A 20883-nucleotide genomic window follows, 5' to 3' on the forward strand; every position below is an offset into this window, starting at 1 on the left:
GCGGCGAGCGAACCGAGGGCCCGTCGATCCGGGCGTTCGGCGGGTGCGGCGGGGCCTGTCACGGCGCAGGGCCTAGGGCCGCCGGTACGCCTGGTAGACGACCACCACCGGCTGGGCTCCGTCGGCGGAGTCCGGATCGTGCGCGGCACTCGCCTCCAGCCATCGGGCGGTGAGGGCCTCGAACTCGGAGGCCATCCGGGCGAGCTCGTCGACGGTGAGCCGGAGGCTGCGGTCGCTGCTCGCTCCGGCGGCGACCCAGTCGCGCGGCAGCGCCGGCGTCGCGTCGATGTACTCCGAGTACCGGGCGGCGTACACCTGCGCGATCGACTTCTGCAGTGCGGCCGAGGCCTCGAGGGTGTCGGGGTCCTCGAGCAGCTCGGCCGGCTCCCAGCTCGTCACCGCGGCCTCCGCCCGCCACCACCGCTGCCGCCGGTCGGTGCCCTGCCCCTCCGCGGGCCCGATCAGCCCGATCGACGCGAGCTTCGCGAGGTGGTAGCTCACCGTGCCCGGCGCCTCGCCGACCACAGCGCCCAGGAGGGCGGCGGTCTGCGGTCCCCGCTCGCGCAGCAGGCCGAGCAGGCGGAGGCGGGTGGGGTGCGCGAGGACCCGCATCGACGCGGCCGTGACGAGGGTCGAGCGAGAGGAGTCCACAGGAGGCATGGCCTCACGGTAGAAGAACAACGACTATTGCGCAATGACTGTTGTGCTTTACTGCCGCCAGCGGCCCGGTCGGCGGAGCGGGTGACCGCCGGGCTAGACGACGAGGGTGACGTCGTAGTCGAGGACGCCCCGCTCGTCGGCGTCGGCGATGGACGCCTCGATGGCGGCGCGCTGCGAGTCGTCGCTCAGGGTGACGATCAGCGCGTCCTCGGACTCGTCGTCGTCGTCCTCCACCCGTTCCAGGCCCGCCACCGTCGAGTAGTCACGAAGGAGGCCGATCAGGAACTCGTCGTCGAGCCGCACGCCGGAGACCTCCCGCTCGGCGGCGGGGGCCACGACACGGAGGAAGACGTCGCGGTGCTCCGCCGCGAGGGGCTCGGTGTCCGCGAGTGCGTCGCGCAGCCCGTCCAGGCCCCCGTCGACGTCGACGAACGGGGCCTCCGCGCCCTGGATGACCTCGCCGCTGAACGGGTGGAGATCGGTGAGGGCGACGAGGGTCTCCAGCTGCTGCGGCTCGACGACGCCGTGGACGGCGAAGTCCCGGTACAGCAGCTCGCCGCTGACGGCGGGGTGTTCGCCCTCGACGAGCACGTCCTGCACGGTCATCAGGTCGGCGAGGGTCGCGTCGTCGTCGATCGCGGCCGTGACGGTCGTGCTGGACCCCGATGCGGCGAACGCCGGTGCCTCGATGGTCTCGACCTCGACGCCGGTCACCGTGGGCAGTGCGCGGAGGGCGTCGGCCAGCCGCGCGCCCTCGGCCGATCCGTCGCTCCGCGCGCATCCGGTCAGCGTCAGCAGCAGGGCGACGGCCGACAGGAGGGCGATCACAGGCCTGCGCACGAGCCGATCCTAGGGGCGGTCCTCGAACCGGTCGCCCCGCCTCAGAGCGCCTCGAGCGCGTCGAGCGCCCGCTGCACCCCGTGCTCGCTGCGCATGAGTCGCCCCACCTCGGCGGCCCGCTCGCGGCGGGACAGGGCGTCGCTCATCGCGGTCGCGAGGGTCCCGGCCGACAGGCGGCGCAGCGGGATCGGAGCGGCGGCCAGCCCCCGCCGGTGCAGCCGGTCGGCCCAGAACGGCTGGTCGGCGGTGACGGGGACGACGACCGCGGGCACACCGGCCCGGGCGACGGCGTGGGAGGTGCCGGCGCCGCCGTGGTGCACGGCGAGGGCCGCCCCCGGCAGGACCGCGTCGAACGGCGCCGACCGCACCGCCAGCACGTCGGGGCCGCGGCACTCCGCGGGCAGGGCGAGTCCGCCCCAGCCGGTGACGAGCAGCACCCGGAGGCCCAGGGAGCGGGAGGCCGTGACGATCGCGCGCCCGCGGGCCGCCGCGTCCCCGGTCGCCATCGACCCGAACGAGGCGACGACGACGGGCCCGGCGCCGAGGAAGTCGGCGAGCGCGGGATCGGCGGTCGCCGCCTGCTCCGCCTCGTACCAGGCGCCCGTCTGGTGCACCCGCTCCGGCCAGTCGTCGGGCCGCGGCAGCAGCTCGGGACTCACCGCCATCAGCGTGGCGCGCGACGGCGATCGCTCAGCGGGGGCACGACCGCCCGGCAGCTCGACCGCGGCGCGCGCGACGTCGGCGGCGAAGAGGCGCGCGGCGCTGCGCGGCACGGCGTAGGTGAAGCGGTTGTACTCGCCGAGATCGCGGGTGGCCGTGGGGCCCCCGGCGGCGGGGAAGCGCTCGCTGGGCGTGGCCACCGGCGCGAACTCCACCAGCACGCGCGGCACCCCGAGCGCGTCCGCCGCCATCGGCGCGGTGAGGATCAGCGGATGGTGCACCACCACGTCGGGCTCGAAGGCGAGCGTCTCGCGGACCGCGGTCGCGAGCATCCGCCGCATCGCGGGCCGCACCTCGGTGCGCAGATGCCGGGCGAGCGCCCACGGCGTGCGGCCGGCGGGGGAGAGCACCCGCCGCGCGTCCAGACCGAGGGCCACGGCGTCCACCCCGTCCGGCGCGTGCGCGTCGTCGGGCAGAGCCAGCCGCACCTCGTGACCGCGCGAGGCGGCGAGCCGCGCGAGGGCCGCGAAGGGCTCCACGTCGCCGCGGGTGCCGGCGGTGAGGAGCATCAGGCGCATCCCCCCAGTCTGGCCCGGATGCCCGTCACCCTGCGCCGAGATGCGCCGGGTAGCCTGGACGATGTGACGGACAGCAGTGAGCGGATGTCGCGCACCGCGCCGTCGGGATCGATCGCGGCCGTGCGCCGCCTCGTGCACATCTCGCGCCCGGTGCTCTGGATCAACACCATCGGCTCCGGCCTCGTCGCCGTGTGGCTGACGGGCGCGCTGTTCGACCTGCGGGCCCTGCCGATCATCCTGTGGCTCACCCTGCCCTTCAACCTGCTGATCTACGGCGTCAACGACATCTACGACCAGGACACGGACGCGACCAACCCCCGCAAGGGCTCGATCGAGGGCGCGCGGATCCGGCAGTCCGAGGTGCGGCTCATCGCCTGGGCCGTCGCGGTGACGAACGTCCCGTTCCTCGTCTACTTCCTCGTGACGCTGCCGCTGCTCGCGAACGCGGCGATCCTGCTCTACGCGGGCGTCTTCGTCTTCTACTCCGCACCGCCGCTGCGCTTCAAGGCTCGGCCCTTCCTCGACTCGCTGAGCAACGCGGCGTACGCGCTGCCTCTGGTCATCGTGCCGGCGGCCCTCGAGGTGTCGCCGGTGTGGCCCGCCGCCCTCGGCCTGATGGCCTGGAGCGTCGCCAAGCACGCCTTCGACGCGGTGCAGGACATCGTGGAGGACCGCGACGCGGGCATCACCACCACCGCCGTGCGGCTCGGTCCGCGTGGGACGGCGCTCTGGAGCGGGGCCTGGTGGATCGTCTCCACGGCGCTGTTCGCGGTGGTCAGCGTGCCCGTGGCCGCGGCCAACCTCGTCATCGCCGGTGTCCTCGTGCTGAGCCTCCTGCGCGACCCGACGCCCGAGACCGGGCACCGCCTCTACCGCCTGTCGGTCGCCTTCCCCTACATCGCCGGGTCGTTCGCCGGGGTGCTGCTGCTCGTCTCGATCGTGCTGGGGGACCTGTCATGAGCCGCGTCGTCGTGGTCGGCGGCGGGATCGGCGGGCTCACCGCCGCCGCGCTCCTCGCGCACGCCGGTCACCGGGTCACCCTGCTCGAGGCCTCCGCCGAGCTCGGCGGCAAGAGCCGCCGCATCCAGCTGGGGGAGGACCGCATCGACACCGGGCCGTCCCTGGTGACCTTCCCCGCGGTGTGGGACGAGCTGCTGCGGCGCCTCGGCGACGGCCGTGCCGACGACCGCGTCGGCGAGGCAGGCCGCCTCGACCTGGTGCGGATGCCCGAGGTCGGCCGCTACTACTACGACGGCGAGGAGACCACCCTGCCGGTGGCGCCGGATCACCCCTGGTACCCCGCCTGGCGCCGCTTCTCCGAGCTGCACGCGCCGCTCGCCGACGACGTGACCGAGCTGCTGCTCGCCGATCCGCTCGACCGCGCCGCGCTGCCGGCGCTCCGTCGCCTGCTGGCCGTCTATGGTTCGCGCCTCACCACGCGCGCCTACCTCGACGGCCTGCCGTGGCTGCCGGAGGGGCTGCGCGAGATCATCGCGATCCACACCCTCAACGCGGGCGTCTCGCCCGCGCGGACCCCCGCCCTCTACGCGAGCATGCCGGCGATCATGGCCGAGACCGGGGCCTGGGTGCCGCGCGGCGGCGTGTACGAGATCGTGCTCGCGCTGGGCCGGCTGGCCGAGGCGGCCGGGTGCGAGGTGCGCACCGGCGAGAGGGTCACCCGCATCGAGCGCGGCTCGGTCACCACCGACGCCGGGCGCTATCCCGCCGACCTCGTCGTCAGCGCCGTGGACGCCGACCGGCTCGCCCTGCTGACCGGTCCGTCGCGGATCCCGTCGCTTCCCCGCGTGCGGCCCCGCATCCTCTCCTGCTCGGCCGTCGCGGTCTACGGCGTGCTGCGGGAGGAGCTGCCCCCGCACATCGCGACCCACAGCGTCGTGCTGCCGTCGAAGCCCGCGGCGCTGCACCGCAGCCTCGAGGCGGGCGACGAGCCGGCGGACACGATGGTCTTCGTCAACCAGTACCGCGCGGGCGAGGTCTACCCGAATCCGCACGGCACCCTCGGCATCCTGCTCACCACCCCCGCCGACGGCGGTCGCTACACGGTCGAGCACCCCTTCGTGCGCCGCGAGGTCGACCGCGTCTCGCGCGCGCTCGGGCTCGAGCGTCCCCTCACCGAGCTCCTCGACGACGTGACCGTGCTCGACCCGCAGTACTACGGCGAGGGCGGCGAGCCGCACGGCGCCCTCTACGGGGCGGCGCGCCCCTCTTGGCAGAGCGGTCCGTTCCACCAGCCCGCCTACCACGACCCCCTGCGGCCCTGGCTCTGGCGGGTCGGCGCCTCGGTGCACCCCGGCGGCGGGATTCCGGCGGTGGTCGGCGGCGCGATGATCGCGGTGACCCGGCTGCTGAAGTCGAACCCGGCCTAGGCCGGCGGCAGCGGCATCGGGGCCGCTACTGCAGCGCCCTCACCGAGCCGAGCAGATCGGCGTAGCTGACGTAGTAGGCGGTCCCGTCGCGGTAGGTCATCGCGGGGATGTAGTCGTCGTCGCTGTCGGTCGGAGCCTGGATCGTGCCCTCGACGGCGCCGTCGAGCGCCGTCCATCCCTCGCCGAGGAGGCCCTGCTTCTGCGCGTCCCACTCGTCGCTCGTGCGGGCCGCCTGGGCGTACCAGACGCGGACGTCGCCGCCGGAGCGGGTCCAGTAGCAGGGGAGCCCGCCGGCATCGATCAGCGACTGCATCGTGTCGTCGAGGACGAAGATCTCGGGGGTGAGAGCCAGCCCCGACTCCTCGAACGAGGCGTACTCGGCGTCCGTCAGCACCGTGAGGCAGGTCGCCTCGGTCTGCATCTCGTCCGACACCGGCGTCTCCGTCGGAGTCGCTGCCGGGGCCGCTGACGGCGTCGCTGTCGGCACCGCCGAAGGCGACTGCGTCGGCGGAGCGGTCGTCGCCGCCGGTGCTGCTGACGCCGCACTCGACGGCGTCTGCTGCGCCGACGTCGACTCGGCTGTCGCGCAGCCGGTCAGGACGAGTGCCATCACGGCGAGAACGGGGACCACGGTGTTCCTCATGTCGGCCACGCTACCGACGGTCCTCGCGCACCGCAGTCCCCCTGAGCACGAGATCGGTAACGATCGAGTGCCTTCCGTCGGCAGCCGCAGCGGTTCCCCTCGAATGCGATCGGTTCGGTGGCGTGATCCCCGATCGCGCGCGAACCCTTCGGCCGACCGCGCGCCGGTCACGATCGGGTCGCGAGAACGACCGCCGCGATCGACAGGAGTGCACGGCAGCTGTTCCAGCGCGTCCACGAGCGCTGATAGTGACTCCACTCGCCGGCACCACCGCGGTCGAGACCGCGGTTGAGCGGCACGTTGCGGAGCACGGTGACGGCCGTGCCGGAGAGGGACGCTCCGGCGATCAGCACGTCCGAGGCCGAGCCCCGCAGCAGGCCCGAGACTCCCAGGACGAGGGCGGCGACGGCCGTGCCGCCGAAGAGCACGATGAAGGGACCGCGTTCCGCTCTGCTGTTGATCCGGGTCATCGTCGCGGTGGCCTCCCGGGCGCTCTCCTGTCGCAGTGCGGGCAGCACCATCGTCGAGAAGGCCGTGTAGACCCCCGCCAGGATGCCGGTGCCGACGACGACGATCGTCGCGATCACCGCCAGACCCCCGTCGCCGCGGTCCGGCGCGCGTAGGCGCGGAACGGCGAGGCCGCCCGCCCGAGCAGAGCCTCCACCCCGGACGCGAGGCTCGCGTTCCGGCCGTCGAGGATCTCCGTGAACAGGCGCGCGAGCGGCTCGGCCTCCTCGGGTGGGACGCCGTCGGAGGCCAGGTCGTCCACGAACTCCGGTACTGCGACCTGGGCGAACTCGACCGGCGCGCCGATCTCCTCCTGGAGGATCCGCGCGATGTCGGTGAAGGTCAGCAGCTCCGGGCCCGACAGCTCCCAGGTCCCGGCCGCAGGCTCCGCGCGCAGGAGGGCGGCGACTGCCGCGTCGGCGACGTCCTCGAGGTCGACGAACGCCTCCGGAACGTCGGGTGCCGGCAGCGCCAGTCGACCGCGTCGGACCGGTCCGGTGAGGAAGTGCTCCGAGAAGTTCTGCTGGAACCACGAGCAGCGCAGGACGGCGACCGGCAAGCCGCCCTCGCGGAGGGCGGCTTCACTGGCTCGCGCGCCCTCCTCCCCGCGCCCGGAGAGCAGGACGAGTCGCTCCACTCCGGTGGAGGCGGCGAGCCGTCCGAGCTCGGCCATCCTCTCCGGCACGCCCGGGAAGGCGAGGTCGGGGGAGAAGCAGACGTAGACGGCGCGAGCATCGCTGAGTGGCTGGGGCCAGGTGCTCCGGTCGTCCCAGTCGAAGCCGGTGCTGCGCGAGGCGAGGCGGACGGGGCGGTCGCGGGCGACGAGCCGCTCGAGGATGCGGGAGCCGGTGCGGCCGGCGCCGCCGAGGAGGAGGAAGGTCATGCCTCGATTCCACCGGTTCCTTCCTGGACTGCGAATGGGTCGGAGTCCACTCCGCCTTCGTCAGCGTCTAGCATCGGTGCCATGGACCCGCTCGAGCACTTCCTCTCCGGTCCCCGCGCGACTCGAGCGTTCGCGCTGCTCGTGGACATGGACGGACCGTGGGCGCTGGACGTCCGCGACCGCGCACCGCTCACGGTCCTCGCCGTGCTCCGAGGGTCGGCGCTCCTGGACGGGGTCCCGCTCGGAGAGGGCGATGTGGCCCTGGTGCGCGGGCCGGAGCCGTACACCGTGTCCGACGCGGCGGGCAGCGATCCGACGATCCGCATCGATCCGGGGCATCGGTGCGTCAGCATCGACGGCCGCGATCTCTCGGACGAGCTGCGCAACGGCGTCCGCCACTGGGGCACGGCCTCGGGTGGCGAGACAGCTCTCCTCGTCGGCTCCTACGACCGCTCCGACGAGGTGGGCGGACTCGTGCTGCGCGCACTTCCGCGGGTGGCGGTCGTGAGGAGCGGGACGCCCGGCGATCCCGTGATCGGGATGCTCGCCGCGGAGCTGTCCCGGGAGGGGACCGCCGGTCGGGTCGTCATCGACCGGCTCCTCGACGTCCTCACCGTCGCCACGGTGCGGCGCTGGAGCGAGCTGGCCGCGAACCGGGGAGAGACGTGGCTCACCTGCGACGACGCGGTCGTGCTCGCCGCTCTCGACCGGCTCCACTCGCGCCCCGGCGAGCCGTGGACGGTCGAGTCCCTCGCGCGCAGCGTGAACGTCTCGCGGGCCTCGCTCGCCCAGCGGTTCCGGGCGAGTGTCGGCCGGCCGCCGATGGAGTACCTCGCGCGCTGGCGTCTGACCGTCGCCGCGGATCTCCTGCTCGATCCCGACAGGACCGTCGCATCCGTCTCCCGGCAGGTCGGCTACGAGAACGCCTTCGCCTTCAGCACCGCCTTCAAGCGGCACTCCGGAACGACACCCAGCGACTTCCGCCAGCAGGCGGCACCGGTCCTCTAGCCGCGCCGTCGGCGCTCGTCGCTTCCGGTGCTCGGCTGAGGAAGCGGATCGAGTGTCGAGCGCGGGCCCGCCACGTTCTCAGAGGACGACGGCCAGTTCGTAGGTGTCAGCGCGCCAGCCGCATCCGCCGCCGTTCGGTTCATCGACGAGCCTCCAGTCGATCGCGTGGTCCTGCTCGTCGAGGGTGGTTCCCGCCTCATCGAGGAGTGTCAGGTGGACGGAGTCCGGGAGGATGGCCCCGAAGTCGTAGGTCCACTGCCCGGGGACGTCGCGGGTGACCACGAAGGCGCCCCGGGTCGCAGGGGCTCCATCGAGAGACGGTTCGGCGCAGATCTCACCGGAACAGAGCCGGACGTCCGCTACGTCGTCGCCTGTCGCGGTCACTCGCAGGGTGTTCCGGTACCCCATTTCGTTGCAGTGGGTGACGCAGGACGAGAGCCCAACGGCGCCGGTGACGGCGAGCGCGGCGGCGGCTGCGACGCGGCGACGCCTCGACCGGATCCGCAGTGCGGCGGTCGCTTCGCGGACGACCTGGTCGACATCGAGGTCAGGAGTCATGGCGCCAGTGTGCATCGTGAAGGTTCGTCCCGCCGCACGCTCCCGCGCGTCCGGATGACGGCCCGGTGAACATCCGCGGCCGGCCGCCACCGGCTCCGGGGCCGTCCGTACTCTGAAGGGGCGGCACCTGGGCGGGCGGGCGCCGGCGGTGCCGAGTCCGGGGAGGGCGTGTGAGCGGCAGGTCGATCGACGGCGAGCGGCCGAGCCGCGTGCCCGCGGTCGTGGCCGCCCTCGCGGTGGCCGGGCTGCTGTGGCCGCTGACGTCGGCCGCGATCTCGGGCGGCTCCCTCGTCTTCCCGTCGCGGATCGCGACCTACTCCTGGTTCACCCCGATGCTCGAGCCGTCGCGGATCGACGCGGCCGCGATGGTCTATCAGAACGGCGTCGGCGTCGAGTTCCTCGACGTGCCGCAGGCGGTGGTCCTCGGAGCCGACGGCACGACCTACCGGCGACTCGGGGCGGCTGAGGAGCGCTCCGTCGCCGCGGACCAGGGCGATCCCGCCGACAGCGTCCTCGCCGCGGACGGGACCTTCGTCGTGATCAGCGCACCCGGGCAGGAGGGGAGCGTCGAGGTGCTCGACCTGCGCACGCTGGAGAGCCGCACCGTCCCCGTCCCCGGTGCGAGGAGCGCGGTCGCGCTCAGCATCGACTCCGCGGGCGGGACCGCCCTGCTGCTCACGAGCGACGACGACATGAGCCGGTACTCCCGTCCCGACTTCGCGCTGAGCGGCACCCTCACCACTCTCGACCTCTCCTCCGGCGCGGCCCGCACCCTCGAGCTCGAGCCCCGGTCCGGGAACCGCCCGCCCGACGCGCGTTCCGGCGCCCTCTCGCCGGACGGTCGCCAGGTCGCCGCAGAGACCGAGGACGCCCTCGTGATCCTCGACGCCGCTGACGGGGCGGTCCTGCGCGAGCTGGCGCCCCTGAGCGGAGCCCTGGACGGAGACGCGTGGTCCCCCGGCGGCGATCGTCTCGCGGCCGTCGACGCGGCCGGGCTGCGGGTGATCGACCTCGCAGGAGGGGCCGCCGCGCAGCGCAGCCTGCCCCTCCCGGAGGACCGCTGGAGCAGCATGCTGGGCTGGCGCGACGAGCGCACCGCCCTGCTGCACCTCTCGACCGTCGACGGCAGCAACGACTCGGAGTTCGCCTGGCTGGACGTCGAGACGGGGGCGCTCGACTCCTTCGCGGCCTACCCCGCCGGTCCCCTCACCGGCGCGGCGCTCGGCAGCGCCGACGCGGCCCGCGACCTCGTCGCCGAGTGGACGGTCGTCGACGGGCCGGCGGGCCCGCCACTGACGGGCGTGCACGTGCTGCTGTTCTCGGTGCTGACCGGACTCGTGGTGCGGGCGGTGACCGTCGCCCGCACCCGGCCTCTCGGGCGCGGATCCGGGGCGTGACCGGTTCCTGAAGCCCGGTCACCGGCTGCGCGGTCGCGACGTCTTCGACCGCGCCTGTCCGTGCCGGCCGCGTCAGCATGCGGCGAGATCGATCCGCTTCGACGCGCTGCGAGGACAAGCGCGCGTGGACTCGCGGCTGCCTCACCGACGCCGGAACCCTCTCTCAGCACGAGCGGCGATGGAGCGGGGACCGCTGTAGTGCTCGATCGCCGCGAAGCGTCGAGCCCGGGGCGCTATAGGGTGACGGCTGTGCTGACTCGTGCTCGTCGGAGATCCGCGGCTGCCCCCTCGCGCCTGCAGCTGCACCCGACCCAGAGCATCGCGATCGGCTTCCTCGGCGCGATCGTCGTGGGGACGGGGCTGCTGCTCCTGCCGATCTCCACCGCCGGGCCGGGTGGCGCCTCCTTCCTGCAGGCCCTGTTCACCGCGACCTCGGCGGTCTGCGTGACGGGGCACGTCGTGGTGGACACGGCCCAGTTCTGGACTCCGTTCGGGCAGACCGTCATCCTCCTGCTCATCCAGCTCGGCGGCTTCGGCGTGATGACCTTCGCGAGCATCATCGGTCTGCTGGTCCTCGGCAAGCTCTCGATCCGCTCCCGCCTGACGACCGTGACGGAGACGCACGCCAGCGGCCTGCCCGACGTGCGGGCGCTGGTCCTGGGCGTCGCCGGGGTGTCGTTCGTGATCGAGGGGGTCGTCGCTCTGATCCTCACCGCGCAGTTCTCCCTCACCTACGGCGAGAGCCTCCCGCGCGCGCTGTGGCTGGGCGTCTTCCACGCCGTCTCCTCCTTCAACAACGCCGGGTTCTCGCTGTTCAGCGACAATCTCGTCTCCTTCGCCTCGGATCCGATCGTCTGCCTCCCGATCTGCGCAGCGATCATCCTCGGCGGACTGGGCTTCCCCGTGATCACGCAGCTGCGCAAGTACGGCGGCACGACGCGGCTGTGGTCGATGAACACCCGCCTCGTGCTCTGGGGGACCGGGATCCTGCTGGGGACCGGCACCGTCTACATCACCGCGATCGAGTGGAGCAATCCCGCGACGCTCGGCGCGCTGGACCCTGCGGCCCGGGTGCTCGCCGGGTTCTTCCAGGCCGTGCAGACCCGGACCGCGGGCTTCAACACCGTCGACATCGGCGCGCTCGACGAGGCGACGCTGCTCGGGATGGACGTCCTGATGTTCATCGGCGGCGGTCCGGCCGGAACCGCCGGCGGGATCAAGATCACGACGTTCGCCGTGCTGCTCTTCATCATCTGGACCGAGGTCAGGGGAGAGGGCGCCGTCAACGTGCTCGGCAAGCGGCTCTCCCGCGCCGTCCACCGCGAGGCGATCAGCGTGGCGCTGCTCTCCGTCGCCGTGGTCCTGGGCTCGACGGTGGTGCTGCTGCTGATCAGCCCGTTCCCGACGCGGCAGGTGCTGTTCGAGGCCGTGTCGGCGTTCGGGACGGTCGGGCTGTCGACCGGCATCACCGCCGATCTCCCCGTGGCGGGGCAGCTGATCCTCGTGTTCCTGATGTTCGTCGGACGGCTCGGTCCGATCACGTTCGCGTCCGCGCTCGCGCTGCGTCGCCGCAAGATCCGCTACGAACTCCCCAAAGAGAGGCCCGTCATTGGCTAAGAGACGACTGCTCACCGGCACGACGAGGACCGACCGCGTCGCGGAGGCCGATTCGGTCGCCGTCATCGGCCTGGGCCGCTTCGGTCAGGCCCTCGCCCTCGAGCTGATGAAGGCGGGAACGGAGGTGCTGGGCATCGACGACGACGAGCAGGTGGTGCAGTCGCTGAACACCCGCCTGACGCACGTCGTCCGCGCCGACTCCACCGACGAGGACACCCTCCGCCAGCTCTCGCTGCCCGACTTCGACCGCGTGGTCGTCGCGATCGGCTCGGACATCCAGTCGAGCATCCTCACCACGTCGCTGCTCCTGCGCTTCGACGTGCCGAACATCTGGGCGAAGGCGGTCAGCGACCAGCACGGCCTGATCCTCGAGCAGCTCGGCGTGCCGAATGTGGTCTACCCCGAGAAGGAGATGGGCAAGCGCGTCGCGCACCTCGTCCGCGGGGCGATGCAGGACTACGTCGAGATCGGGGACAACTTCGCCCTCGTCAAGACGACGGCCTGCCAGCCGATCATCGGCCGCCCGCTCGGCGTGGTCCGCGCGCGGGAGAAGTTCGGCGTGACCGTCAACGCCTACAAGCGCGGCGAGGCGCCCTGGGAGTACGCCACCGCGGACACCGTGCTCGAGAGCGCGGACACCATCCTGGTCGGCGGCCAGCCCGCGGAGGTCGAGGCGTTCAGTCAGCTCCGGTGAGCGGCGGCCGGGCGCGCTCGTGGGATCGCCACGGGCCGGAGCTCAGCCGATGACCGGAGTCTCCTCCGGGTAGCGGTAGAGGAGGTTCCTCCGCCGGATCGCCAGAGCCGAGGCGAGGCCGATCGGGCCGATGCGGCCGGCGAACATCAGCGCGGCGAGGATGTACTGCCCGGCGGGCGGCAGCTGCTCGCTCAGCCCCACGCTCAGCCCGCAGGTCGCGAAGGCCGAGATGACCTCGAAGAGGATCCGGTCGAGGGGCTCGTCGCTGACGAGCATGATCGCCGCGGTGCCGCCCAGGACCAGGGTCGCGCCGAGGAAGGTCACGCTGATCGCGACCCGGAGGGCGCCCTGGGGGAGGGTGCGGCCGAAGATCATCACGTCGCGGTCGCCCTTGGCCTCGGCGACGATCGCGAGGAACAGGATCGCGATCGTCGTGACCTTGATGCCGCCCGCGGTCGAGGCCGAGCCGCCGCCGACGAACATCAGCGCGTCCGTCGCGAGCAGCGTGATCGGCTCCGACGCCCCGGTGTCGAGGAGCGAGAACCCGCCCGAGCGCATCATCACCGAGGAGAACAGGGCGTGCAGGATCTTCTCGCCCGGGCTCATGCTCCCGATCGTCGCAGCGTTGCTCCACTCGAGCGCTCCCCAGAGCACGGCGCCGACGACGAGGAGTCCCGTGGTGACGGTGATCGTGAGCTTCGCGTGCAGCGACCAGCGCCGCCAGTGGTGCCGGCTCATCATGAGCACCAGGAAGACGGGGAACCCGAAGCTGCCGACGAGGACGCCGAGCATGATCGGGATCAGGATGAACAGGTTCCCGTCGAACGCCGCGAGGCCGCCCTCGTTGGCCGCGAAGCCGGCGTTGTTGAACGCCGAGACCGAGTAGAAGACCGCGTGCCAGATCCCGAGCGGCACGGAGTCCTCCGCCAGGACGAACGCGGGCAGCAGCACGGCCGCGAGGGCCGCCTCGATCGCGAGCGTCGTCACCACGACGATCCGCAGCAGCGACTGGACCTCGCCGAGCTTGCTGGTGCCGATGCCCTGCTGGGCGAAGATCCGCGAGCGGACGCCGAAGCTGCGGGTGACCGCGCGCGCCAGCAGCAGCGCGATGGTCACGATGCCCAGTCCGCCGGTCTGCACCGCGAGCAGGATGATCAGCTGACCGACGAAGGACCAGTGCGTGGCCGTCTCCACCGAGACGAGGCCGGTGACCGTCACCGCGGAGAAGGCGGTGAAGAGCGCGTCGTGCAGCGGGGTGAACCGCCCGTCCGCGGCCGAGAACGGCAGGGCGAGGAGCACTGTGAAGAGCACGGCGACGGCGAAGAAGATGCCGAGCGCCAGCAGCGCGGGGGAGACGTGGGCGAGCGGGCTGATCGCCAGTGCGCTGTCGGTGGGCCGCTTCGGGTCGGCGGCCCTCATCGCGTGCTCGTCCAGGGGTGCGGCCGGGCGCACGGCCGGGCGCGGGGAGCGGTCCGGGGGGTGGTGCGGGCACGGGTCACGGAGCGTCCTTCGCTTGCATCACGACAGCGATCCGCTGTCGGCCGACCAGACTTCCCGGCACACCCCCTGCAGGCTAGCCCGCCCGGGCTCGCTGTGCTTCTGCTCCTGCTCCTGCAACGACCGAGGTGGTCGGCGCTCCTCAGCCCGACTGCTCGGGGGAGCGGCTCAGCTGCGCGTCGATCGGCACGGTGCCGGCGACGACGACGTCGCCGGTGTGCGCGGTGGTGACGGTCTCGATCAGCACGATCTCGACCTCCTCCTCGGCCACGGGGTTGTGCCGCACGCCCCGCGGGACGACGAAGAACTCGCCCGGAGCGAGATGCACGTCGGGCCGGTCCTCGAGCTGGATGCGCAGGCGGCCCGACACGACGAGGAACATCTCGTCCTCCTCGTCGTGCGAGTGCCAGACGAGCTCGCCGAGCAGCTTCGCCACCTTCACGTACTGGTCGTTCACGCGCCCGACGACGCGGGGCGTCCAGTGCGCCGTCACCTGGGCGAGCTCGGAGGAGATGCTGATGCTGTCCTGATCCACCGCTCCAGTCTCTCGGTCGGGCGGCGACGGCGCCTACACCGGGGTCACCGAGAATCGCCGCCGGACTTGTGCACCTGGACGAAGCTCTTCGTCGGCGGCAGCGTGAGACGGTGGACCGTCGGGACTCGACCGCACTTGCGCCGACCGCTGAGGCTTCATATCGTTAATCGATAACATCGATCATCGATAAGGGGACGTCATGGGGAACTCGACAGCGATCGCCAGTGGACGGGTTCGGGACCGGCCGCTCCTGCTCCGGCTGGTCCGGGCGGTGCTGCTGATCGTCGCCACGCTCACCGTCGTCTCCGACGCGACTCGGGTCATCACGATCACGACCGGCCGGGTGCTCTTCGCCATGGGGGGCGCGGACGGCCGGCTGCCGCTGAGTCACCTGCCGCAGCTCCTGCAGGCCGATCTGAGCGAGGGAGCCTCCGGCACTCTCGCCGACGCCGACCTGTCGCTCCGCCTGCTCTCCGCGCTGCCCGCGGTCCTCCACGCGGTGACGATCGTGCTCGCGACGGTCTTCCTGCTCCGCGCGCTCCGCGGCGTCGCACTCGCGCGTCCGTTCGATGCGTTCGTGCTCACGAGCTGGCGTCGGCTCAGCATCGCCCTGCTGGCCGGAGGAATCGCCCAGGGGCTGGCCGACACGGCCGCGACGACCTACCTCAACACGCGGATCGGGCTGCTGTTCGGCGCCGGGCAGGTGACGCCGGACGAGCGGGACGCGTTCCTGGGCGGTGACTACCAGAGCATCGGGACGAACCTGCCGCAGTGGCCGGTCGCCGTCGTCGTCGCCGGGCTGGTCGCCGCCGCGCTCACCATCGCGTTCCGGGCGGGAGCGCGACTCGAGGAGGACGTCGATGGCGTCGTCTGACTCCCCGGACGAGGACGGCGGATCCCACCGCGTCGTCTGCCACCTCGACGCGGTCCTCGCCGAGCGCGGAGTGACCCTGACCGAGCTGTCCGCGCGCACCGGCATCACCATGGCGAACCTGTCGATCCTGAAGAACAACCGCGCCAAGGCGATCCGCTTCACCACGCTCACCCTCGTCTGCGACGCTCTCGGCACGACTCCCCAGGAGCTGTTCTCGCTACGACCGTGAGGGATCGGAGCGGGCGCTGACGTGCGGCCGATCAGGAGGCGGGCCTGCTGAACAGGTTGACGACGTTGCCGTCGGGGTCGCGGACGAGGGCGGAGCGGTTGCCCCACGGCATGGTGGTCGGCGCGAGCACCACGTCCTCGGTCCGGGGACCGAGCTCGGCGAAGGCACGGTCGACGTCGGCGACCTCGAACTCGAGCAGGACGGAGTGGTTCGACGCGGGGGTGACGGCGCCGCCGAGCATCGCGACGGTCGCGGTGTGGGCGATCGCGAGGGTGGCGCCCGCTCCGGCGAACTGGGCGAAGACCGGCGCCGGGCGCTCGGCCGGTCGGCCGATGACCCGCTCGTAGAAGGCGACGAGGCCTTCGAGGTCGTCGGTGACGATGCGGAGGGAGGTGAACGACATGGGGCTCCTTCAGTGGAGGGGGTGAGGTTGTTGCACCAGGCTCGTCGGTCGTCGCGACACCGTCCTGTCGGTGTTTCCGGAGATCGTCGGTTCTTTCGGGAGATCCTCGGCGCCGGATCAGTCGTCGACGACCGACCGCAGTCGTCCGTACTGGAGCGCGAGGTCCTCGGCTCGCAGCGTGCGCGGCGGAGGCCGCTCGTCGGTCACCTCGAGCGACAGCATCCGGTCGCCGCGGAAAGCCCGGACCCCCTCGCGCAGCCGGCACCAGGCGATCAGGTACCAGTGCTCCTCCTTCCCGATCGAGCCCAGCGGTTCGACGTCGCGGACGGACTCCGCGCCGCTGCTGTCGCGGTAGCGGAGGCGGACGACACGATCCGCGCGGAGGGCTGCCGCGAACTCGACCGGAACGACCGCCTCCTCCTCGCTCTCGAGGAAGTGCACCCGCGAGGCGACCGCGCCGACTCGGGCGGCCTCACCGTCCGGCAGGACCGCGAGCGTCTTCCGGGCGGCGGTCCGGGCTGCGTGCCGGAACGGACTGCGCCGCAGCGCGCTGAGGCCGACCAGCACCGCGACGGCCTCCTCCAGCGTGAATCCCGCCGGACCGAGGGTCGCGGACGCGTCGATGACGTAGCCGCCCGTGCGGCCGGGTTCCGCCCAGATCGGCAGACCCGCCTGCTGGAGCGCGGACAGGTCGCGCTCGATGGTCCGCACCGACACCTCGAACCGCTCGGCGAGACGACGCGCACTCCGCGGCCGGGGCGAGACCGCGCGCAGCTCCTCGACGAGCCCGTAGAGACGATCGGTGCGGTTCACCCAACCATCATCCGCCCGCGAGCGCCGGGTCCGACGACCACGGCATCGACGGTGTGCATGAATGTCCGGAAGCGAGGGGGCGGTGGGGTCACGCACGGGTCGCGGAGGAGATCCTGCTGCGCAAGGCCTCGACGAGGGCGGTCACGGATTCGTCGGGAGAGGCGCGAGTGATGGCCAGGACGGAGCGCTCGAGCGGCGGGTGCAGTCCGACGGCGACCATCCCGTTCCCGAGGGCGCTCCGCGGGACGGGGGCGACCCCGAAGCCCGCGGAGGCGAGGGCGGCGGCCTGCTGCACGGACCGCGTCTGGAGGGCGAAGGAGACGAGCACTCCGGCGCCGGCGAGCTGCTCGGCCAGCCAGGCGCCGTACCCGTTCGACGCGTCCACGCCGATCAGGCCACCCGCCGCGCCGAGCTCGGCCACGGGAAGCCGGCCGGCCGGGACGTCCCCGGTGGTCCGGCCGACGACGACGATCTCCTCGATCCCGAGGCGCTCGACGTGCAGTCCGTCCACCGTCGCCGGACCGGGGACGACGACGAGGTCGAGGAGGCCGGCGCGCAGGTCGTCGATCGAGACGGCGGCACTGGTCGTCTCGACGAGCTGCAGGGGCGTGCGTCCGTCCGCGTTCCACCGGGTGACGACGGGGACGAGGAAGGGCAGGGTGAAGCTCTCGGCGACGGCGAGCCGGATCGGCTCCTCGGCGTCCGCCGTCCGCGCGGCCCCCACGGCGCGCTCGGCGGCGTCGACGGCGAGGCGGGCGTGATCGACGAGCGCACGCCCGTATCGGGTGAGAGTCGCGCCGGCCGGATTCCGGTCGACGAGGGGCACCCCGACCTCGCGCTCGAGGGACGCGACCTGGTGGGAGACCGCGGGCTGCGAGAGGTGCAGCGCGCGAGCGGTCGCGCCGATCGATCCGACCCGCGCCAGCGTCACCATCACCTCGAGGGCTCGAAGACTGGGCATAGACGAACCCTATGCCCGGCCTTCGACGAGCGACGGTCGGTTATGGACTGACGGTGTCCGTCCCCTGGTTGTCTCGAGGGAGGGAGCCGCACCGGCTCCTCGACAGGGAGGCACCATGAACGAGAAGAAGAACCGCGTGCTCGTCGTCGGCGGGGGATCAGGCATCGCCCGCGCTCTCGTGCGCGAGCTGCTCGCGAGAGGTGACGACGTGATCGTCGGCGGTCGTCACCCGGAGGCGCTCGGCGACGACGCGGGGGAGTGGGGCGGCCGGCTCCGGTCCGTCCGGATCGATCTCGCCGACGAGGGGAGCATCGCGGCGGCCGTCGATCTCGGGCCCCTCGACTTCGTCGTCTCGTTCGCCGCGGCGCACGCGAACGGCCCTGTCCGCGAGCTGGAGCGCGACGCCGTCGTGACCGCGTTCGACGCGAAGGTCATCGGCCCGATCCTGCTCGCCAAGCACCTCGCGTCCTCGATCCGGCCGGGCGGCGGCTTCCTCTTCTTCTCCGGTGTCGCGGCCTGGAAGCCGTCGGCGGGCCTCGCGGTGATGGCGACGACCAACGGAGCGGTCTCCTTCCTCGTCGAGGCGCTCGCGGTCGAGCTCGCCCCGGTCCGGGCGGTCGCGATCTCGCCGGGGATCATCGACTCCGGCGCCTGGGACGCGCTGGGCGAGCAGGAGAAGTCGGCGATGTTCGCCGAGACCGCGGCCGGGAACCCTGCTCGCCGGATCGGCTCGGTCGGCGACATCGTGTCCGCCGTGCGCTTCGCGATGGACAACACGTTCGTGACCGGGACGACGCTGCACGTCGACGGCGGCGGGCGGCTCGCATGAACCGCCGCGCACCCCTCCTCGCCGTCGGACTCGCCGCGCTCCTCGCCACCGCCGGCTGCGCGAGCACGGTCGCGACCGAGGACCCGGTCGCGGCGGTGAGCCGCGACGACGGCCTCGTGCAGCCTGAAACCGTCCATCTGGGAGACTCGAGCGTCGAGGCGAGCCGCCCCGTCGTCCTCCGCGCGCAGCAGCTCTACTCCTTCTGGAACACGGGCGACGCGACCTGGCTCGAGCTCGCCGTCGACGACTCCTTCCTCGACCGCACCCTTCCGGAGGGGCGACCCCAGGGGACCGAGGGGCCGATCGCCGCCTCGGAGCAGTTCCGCGCGGCGGTGCCCGACCTGGCGTGCACGCTCGACGACCTCTACGTCACGGGCGACACCTTCACCGCGCGCCTGACCTTCACCGGCCACTTCACGGGCGTCTCCAGCGGAGTCCAGGGTGATGGCCGGCCCATCGAGTTCGGCGCGATCGACATCCAGCACATCGGCGCGAGCGGGCGGATCGTCGAGGACTGGCACCTCGAGGACACCCTCACCTTCCAGCAGCAGGCGGGCCTGCTGCCGCCGCCGGCCTTCTGACCTCTTCCCCCTCGCCGGCTCACGCCAGTGCCGGTCGGCCGTCCTGTACGGGGAGGGGCCGGCGGAGGTTCCCCCGTGGGCGGCCGTCAGGAGATCTGCGCGGCGTCGTGCTGCGCCGGGCCGGCGCGACGACCGGCTCGGCGCTCGGTGAGGAGGAAGACGACGAGGAGGACCGCTCCGACCAGGATCACGACGATGTTCCCGAGTTGGGCGAAGGAGGTGAGGGTGCCGGTGGCCGGATAGGTGCCCAGCATGAAGATGCTGGGATCGGTGCTGGCGTGCAGCAGGATCGGCGCGACGATCGTCCGAGTCACGCGCAGTGCGAGGTACATGCATAACCCGAAGAAGAAGGTGTAGAGCATCTGCAGCAGCGTGGGCAGGAGTGGCTGGCCGACGAAGAGGTTCGTCGCGTGCAGCAGGGCGAACAGGGCAGCCGACACCAGGCCGACGGCGATCTCGGAGCGACCGGACGAGCGCATGATCCGGACGACGTATCCGCGGGTGAGGAGTTCCTCGGAGAAGCCGATGACGAGTCCGGCGAGCAGCCAGGCGGCCACCCAGTCGACTCCGGCGGCGGCGTAGTCGACGCTCGCGAAGCGCATCAGGTTGAACAGCAGAACGACGGCGATCGCGATCCACATCCAGCCGCCTCCGCCAAGCGTCTGCCGCTTGAACGTGCTCCTCAGCCAGCCGACGCTCGCGCCGAAGCCGACCAGGACGAGGCTGCCGATGAGGACCGGGACGACGAAGAGGACGACGACGTAGCTCGCGGAAGCCGCGTCTCCGATGAAGGGCACGAACGGTGCCATCAGCAGTGACGCCGGCTCGTAGATCGCGAGATACCCGACCGCGAGGATCAGCGCCTTCCACCACCGCCCGTGGTCCCAGAAGCTCGCCCATCCCGACCGTTGCACAGTGCTGTTCATCGATCTTCCCCCCGGATCGAGATCAGTAGACCACTCACGACGACCGATCGAGGGCCACCCGCTCGTCGCGAGGAGCTCGTGACGAAGACAGCCTTGGCGCTCGAAGATGCACCGGTTCGTGGGTCACGGAGCTTCCATGAAGACGGCTTCGCCCAGTGGATTCGTCCACATGATCGTGTCGCCCGAGCGTGTGATGGTGACGGGCTCGGCGAGAAGTTCGCTGAAGAAGGATCCGGCGGCGCCGGCGGGAGCCACGCACCCACTGAGCAAGGTGATGATGCGGGTGATGGTCAGGACGCCGTTCTCGAAGGCGAACGAACCTGTCTGCAAGAAGCAGCCGTTCTCGAACCCAAAGTCGCCGGCACCGGCACCGGCACCGGCACCGGCGCCGGCGCCGTCGCTGGTGATCGTGAGGTCGATCCGGTCCGTCGGCGCCGTGAAGTCGCCGGACGCGGCGCTGGACAAGGAGATGCTTCGATACTCGCCTGATTCCACCTCGGCGACCAGCGTCGGGGTCGGGGTCGGGGTCGGCGTCGGGGTCGAACTCGATTGCTCGCTGCCGGGGGTGCATCCGACCAGGGTGGAGGCGATCGTCCCAGCGAGCAGGAGCAGTGCGATGGAGCGAGGCATGCGGACTCCCGGCGAGTGGAGCGACGTGCTCCGTTCGGTTGAGCAAAGCATGTTCGAGCCGTTGCCGCTGCGATCGTCCGCAGACGCATCGCGAAACCGGCGATATTCGCTCGCGGGGTCTGAGACGAATCCGTGCTCTGAGGGCATTCACTACTGAGGGGGTGATAGCGAAT

The 20883-nt window shown here is 72.1% G+C and carries 24 protein-coding genes; 10 read left to right on the forward strand and 14 right to left on the reverse strand.

The features are described 5' to 3' along the window. Positions 1–72: 72 nt before the first annotated feature. The 3 genes from HQQ82_RS00590 to HQQ82_RS00600 form a co-directional block, all read right to left on the reverse strand. Positions 73–660, reverse strand: coding sequence for a helix-turn-helix domain-containing protein (locus tag HQQ82_RS00590; RefSeq protein WP_173231169.1), 588 nt, complete (start codon positions 658–660; stop codon positions 73–75). A gap of 93 nt (positions 661–753) precedes the next feature. Beyond that, complete coding sequence (locus tag HQQ82_RS00595; RefSeq protein WP_173231170.1) at positions 754–1500, reverse strand: hypothetical protein; 747 nt, start codon at positions 1498–1500, stop codon at positions 754–756. Positions 1501–1541: 41 nt separating this feature from the next. Beyond that, positions 1542–2738 carry a glycosyltransferase gene (locus HQQ82_RS00600; RefSeq protein ID WP_173231171.1) on the reverse strand — a complete coding sequence of 399 codons (1197 nt, stop codon included), beginning with the start codon at positions 2736–2738 and terminating at the stop codon, positions 1542–1544. A 63-nt stretch (positions 2739–2801) separates the two neighbouring features. Between HQQ82_RS00600 and HQQ82_RS00605 the strand changes: the two genes are divergently transcribed. Together HQQ82_RS00605 and HQQ82_RS00610 are read left to right on the forward strand one after the other, a co-directional pair. Then, positions 2802–3698: a UbiA family prenyltransferase gene (locus tag HQQ82_RS00605; RefSeq protein ID WP_367947750.1), complete on the forward strand. Its 897-nt coding sequence runs from the start codon at positions 2802–2804 to the stop codon at positions 3696–3698. Beyond that, positions 3695–5125 (forward strand): NAD(P)/FAD-dependent oxidoreductase, encoded by a 1431-nt coding sequence (locus HQQ82_RS00610; RefSeq protein ID WP_173231172.1) that lies wholly within the window; start codon positions 3695–3697, stop codon positions 5123–5125. Before HQQ82_RS00605 ends, HQQ82_RS00610 begins: the two co-directional genes overlap by 4 nt. A 25-nt stretch (positions 5126–5150) precedes the next feature. Here the strand turns inward: HQQ82_RS00610 and HQQ82_RS00615 are convergent, their stop codons facing one another. From HQQ82_RS00615 to HQQ82_RS00625, 3 genes are all read right to left on the reverse strand, one after another. Then, positions 5151–5768, reverse strand: a complete 618-nt coding sequence (locus HQQ82_RS00615; RefSeq protein WP_173231173.1) for a hypothetical protein — start codon at positions 5766–5768, stop codon at positions 5151–5153. Between the two features lie 167 nt (positions 5769–5935). Continuing rightward, a complete protein-coding gene (locus HQQ82_RS00620; RefSeq protein ID WP_173231174.1) occupies positions 5936–6355 on the reverse strand; it encodes an anthrone oxygenase family protein in 420 nt (139 codons plus the stop codon). Then, complete coding sequence (locus HQQ82_RS00625; RefSeq protein ID WP_173231175.1) at positions 6352–7158, reverse strand: SDR family oxidoreductase; 807 nt, start codon at positions 7156–7158, stop codon at positions 6352–6354. Before HQQ82_RS00625 ends, HQQ82_RS00620 begins: the two co-directional genes overlap by 4 nt. 81 nt (positions 7159–7239) lie before the next feature. On the opposite strand from HQQ82_RS00625, the gene HQQ82_RS00630 reads away from it, so the two are divergent. Beyond that, positions 7240–8166: an AraC family transcriptional regulator gene (locus HQQ82_RS00630; RefSeq protein ID WP_173231176.1), complete on the forward strand. Its 927-nt coding sequence runs from the start codon at positions 7240–7242 to the stop codon at positions 8164–8166. A gap of 78 nt (positions 8167–8244) precedes the next feature. On the opposite strand, the gene HQQ82_RS00635 is transcribed toward HQQ82_RS00630, so the two are convergent. Further along, positions 8245–8724 carry a hypothetical protein gene (locus HQQ82_RS00635; RefSeq protein ID WP_173231177.1) on the reverse strand — a complete coding sequence of 160 codons (480 nt, stop codon included), beginning with the start codon at positions 8722–8724 and terminating at the stop codon, positions 8245–8247. A gap of 170 nt (positions 8725–8894) precedes the next feature. On the opposite strand from HQQ82_RS00635, the gene HQQ82_RS00640 reads away from it, so the two are divergent. The 3 genes from HQQ82_RS00640 (at position 8895) to HQQ82_RS00650 (ending at position 12432) form a co-directional block, all read left to right on the forward strand. Beyond that, a complete protein-coding gene (locus tag HQQ82_RS00640) occupies positions 8895–10121 on the forward strand; it encodes a hypothetical protein (protein ID WP_173231178.1) in 1227 nt (408 codons plus the stop codon). A gap of 249 nt (positions 10122–10370) precedes the next feature. Further along, positions 10371–11738, forward strand: a complete 1368-nt coding sequence (locus tag HQQ82_RS00645) for a potassium transporter TrkG (RefSeq protein ID WP_173231179.1) — start codon at positions 10371–10373, stop codon at positions 11736–11738. Further along, on the forward strand, positions 11731–12432 hold the full coding sequence (locus HQQ82_RS00650) for a TrkA family potassium uptake protein (RefSeq protein WP_173231180.1): 702 nt from the start codon (positions 11731–11733) through the stop codon (positions 12430–12432). The genes HQQ82_RS00645 and HQQ82_RS00650 overlap by 8 nt, the downstream gene beginning before the upstream one ends. A 42-nt stretch (positions 12433–12474) precedes the next feature. On the opposite strand, the gene HQQ82_RS00655 is transcribed toward HQQ82_RS00650, so the two are convergent. Beyond that, complete coding sequence (locus HQQ82_RS00655; RefSeq protein ID WP_173231181.1) at positions 12475–13851, reverse strand: TrkH family potassium uptake protein; 1377 nt, start codon at positions 13849–13851, stop codon at positions 12475–12477. Between the two features lie 220 nt (positions 13852–14071). Next, positions 14072–14464 carry a cupin domain-containing protein gene (locus tag HQQ82_RS19655; RefSeq protein WP_173231182.1) on the reverse strand — a complete coding sequence of 131 codons (393 nt, stop codon included), beginning with the start codon at positions 14462–14464 and terminating at the stop codon, positions 14072–14074. A 199-nt stretch (positions 14465–14663) separates the two neighbouring features. On the opposite strand from HQQ82_RS19655, the gene HQQ82_RS00665 reads away from it, so the two are divergent. Then, entirely contained in the window at positions 14664–15338 is a 675-nt protein-coding gene (locus HQQ82_RS00665) for a hypothetical protein (RefSeq protein ID WP_173231183.1), read from the forward strand. Continuing rightward, positions 15325–15567 (forward strand): helix-turn-helix transcriptional regulator, encoded by a 243-nt coding sequence (locus tag HQQ82_RS00670; protein WP_173231184.1) that lies wholly within the window; start codon positions 15325–15327, stop codon positions 15565–15567. Before HQQ82_RS00665 ends, HQQ82_RS00670 begins: the two co-directional genes overlap by 14 nt. A gap of 31 nt (positions 15568–15598) precedes the next feature. Here the strand turns inward: HQQ82_RS00670 and HQQ82_RS00675 are convergent, their stop codons facing one another. From HQQ82_RS00675 to HQQ82_RS00685, 3 genes are all read right to left on the reverse strand, one after another. Continuing rightward, positions 15599–15970 (reverse strand): VOC family protein, encoded by a 372-nt coding sequence (locus HQQ82_RS00675; protein ID WP_173231185.1) that lies wholly within the window; start codon positions 15968–15970, stop codon positions 15599–15601. Between the two features lie 117 nt (positions 15971–16087). Continuing rightward, positions 16088–16783, reverse strand: coding sequence for a YafY family protein (locus HQQ82_RS00680; RefSeq protein WP_173231186.1), 696 nt, complete (start codon positions 16781–16783; stop codon positions 16088–16090). 88 nt (positions 16784–16871) lie between these two features. Continuing rightward, positions 16872–17744, reverse strand: coding sequence for a LysR family transcriptional regulator (locus tag HQQ82_RS00685; protein WP_173231187.1), 873 nt, complete (start codon positions 17742–17744; stop codon positions 16872–16874). 115 nt (positions 17745–17859) lie between these two features. On the opposite strand from HQQ82_RS00685, the gene HQQ82_RS00690 reads away from it, so the two are divergent. Continuing rightward, positions 17860–18573 (forward strand): SDR family oxidoreductase, encoded by a 714-nt coding sequence (locus tag HQQ82_RS00690; RefSeq protein WP_173231188.1) that lies wholly within the window; start codon positions 17860–17862, stop codon positions 18571–18573. Continuing rightward, entirely contained in the window at positions 18570–19154 is a 585-nt protein-coding gene (locus HQQ82_RS00695) for an ester cyclase (protein WP_173231189.1), read from the forward strand. The genes HQQ82_RS00690 and HQQ82_RS00695 overlap by 4 nt, the downstream gene beginning before the upstream one ends. An 86-nt stretch (positions 19155–19240) precedes the next feature. On the opposite strand, the gene HQQ82_RS00700 is transcribed toward HQQ82_RS00695, so the two are convergent. Beyond that, a complete protein-coding gene (locus tag HQQ82_RS00700) occupies positions 19241–20080 on the reverse strand; it encodes a CPBP family intramembrane glutamic endopeptidase (protein WP_173231190.1) in 840 nt (279 codons plus the stop codon). Between the two features lie 123 nt (positions 20081–20203). Continuing rightward, positions 20204–20710, reverse strand: a complete 507-nt coding sequence (locus HQQ82_RS00705) for a hypothetical protein (RefSeq protein WP_173231191.1) — start codon at positions 20708–20710, stop codon at positions 20204–20206. Positions 20711–20883: the final 173 nt, after the last annotated feature.

This window comes from Rathayibacter sp. VKM Ac-2856 (assembly GCF_013205055.1).
GTDB lineage: Bacteria > Actinomycetota > Actinomycetes > Actinomycetales > Microbacteriaceae > Rathayibacter.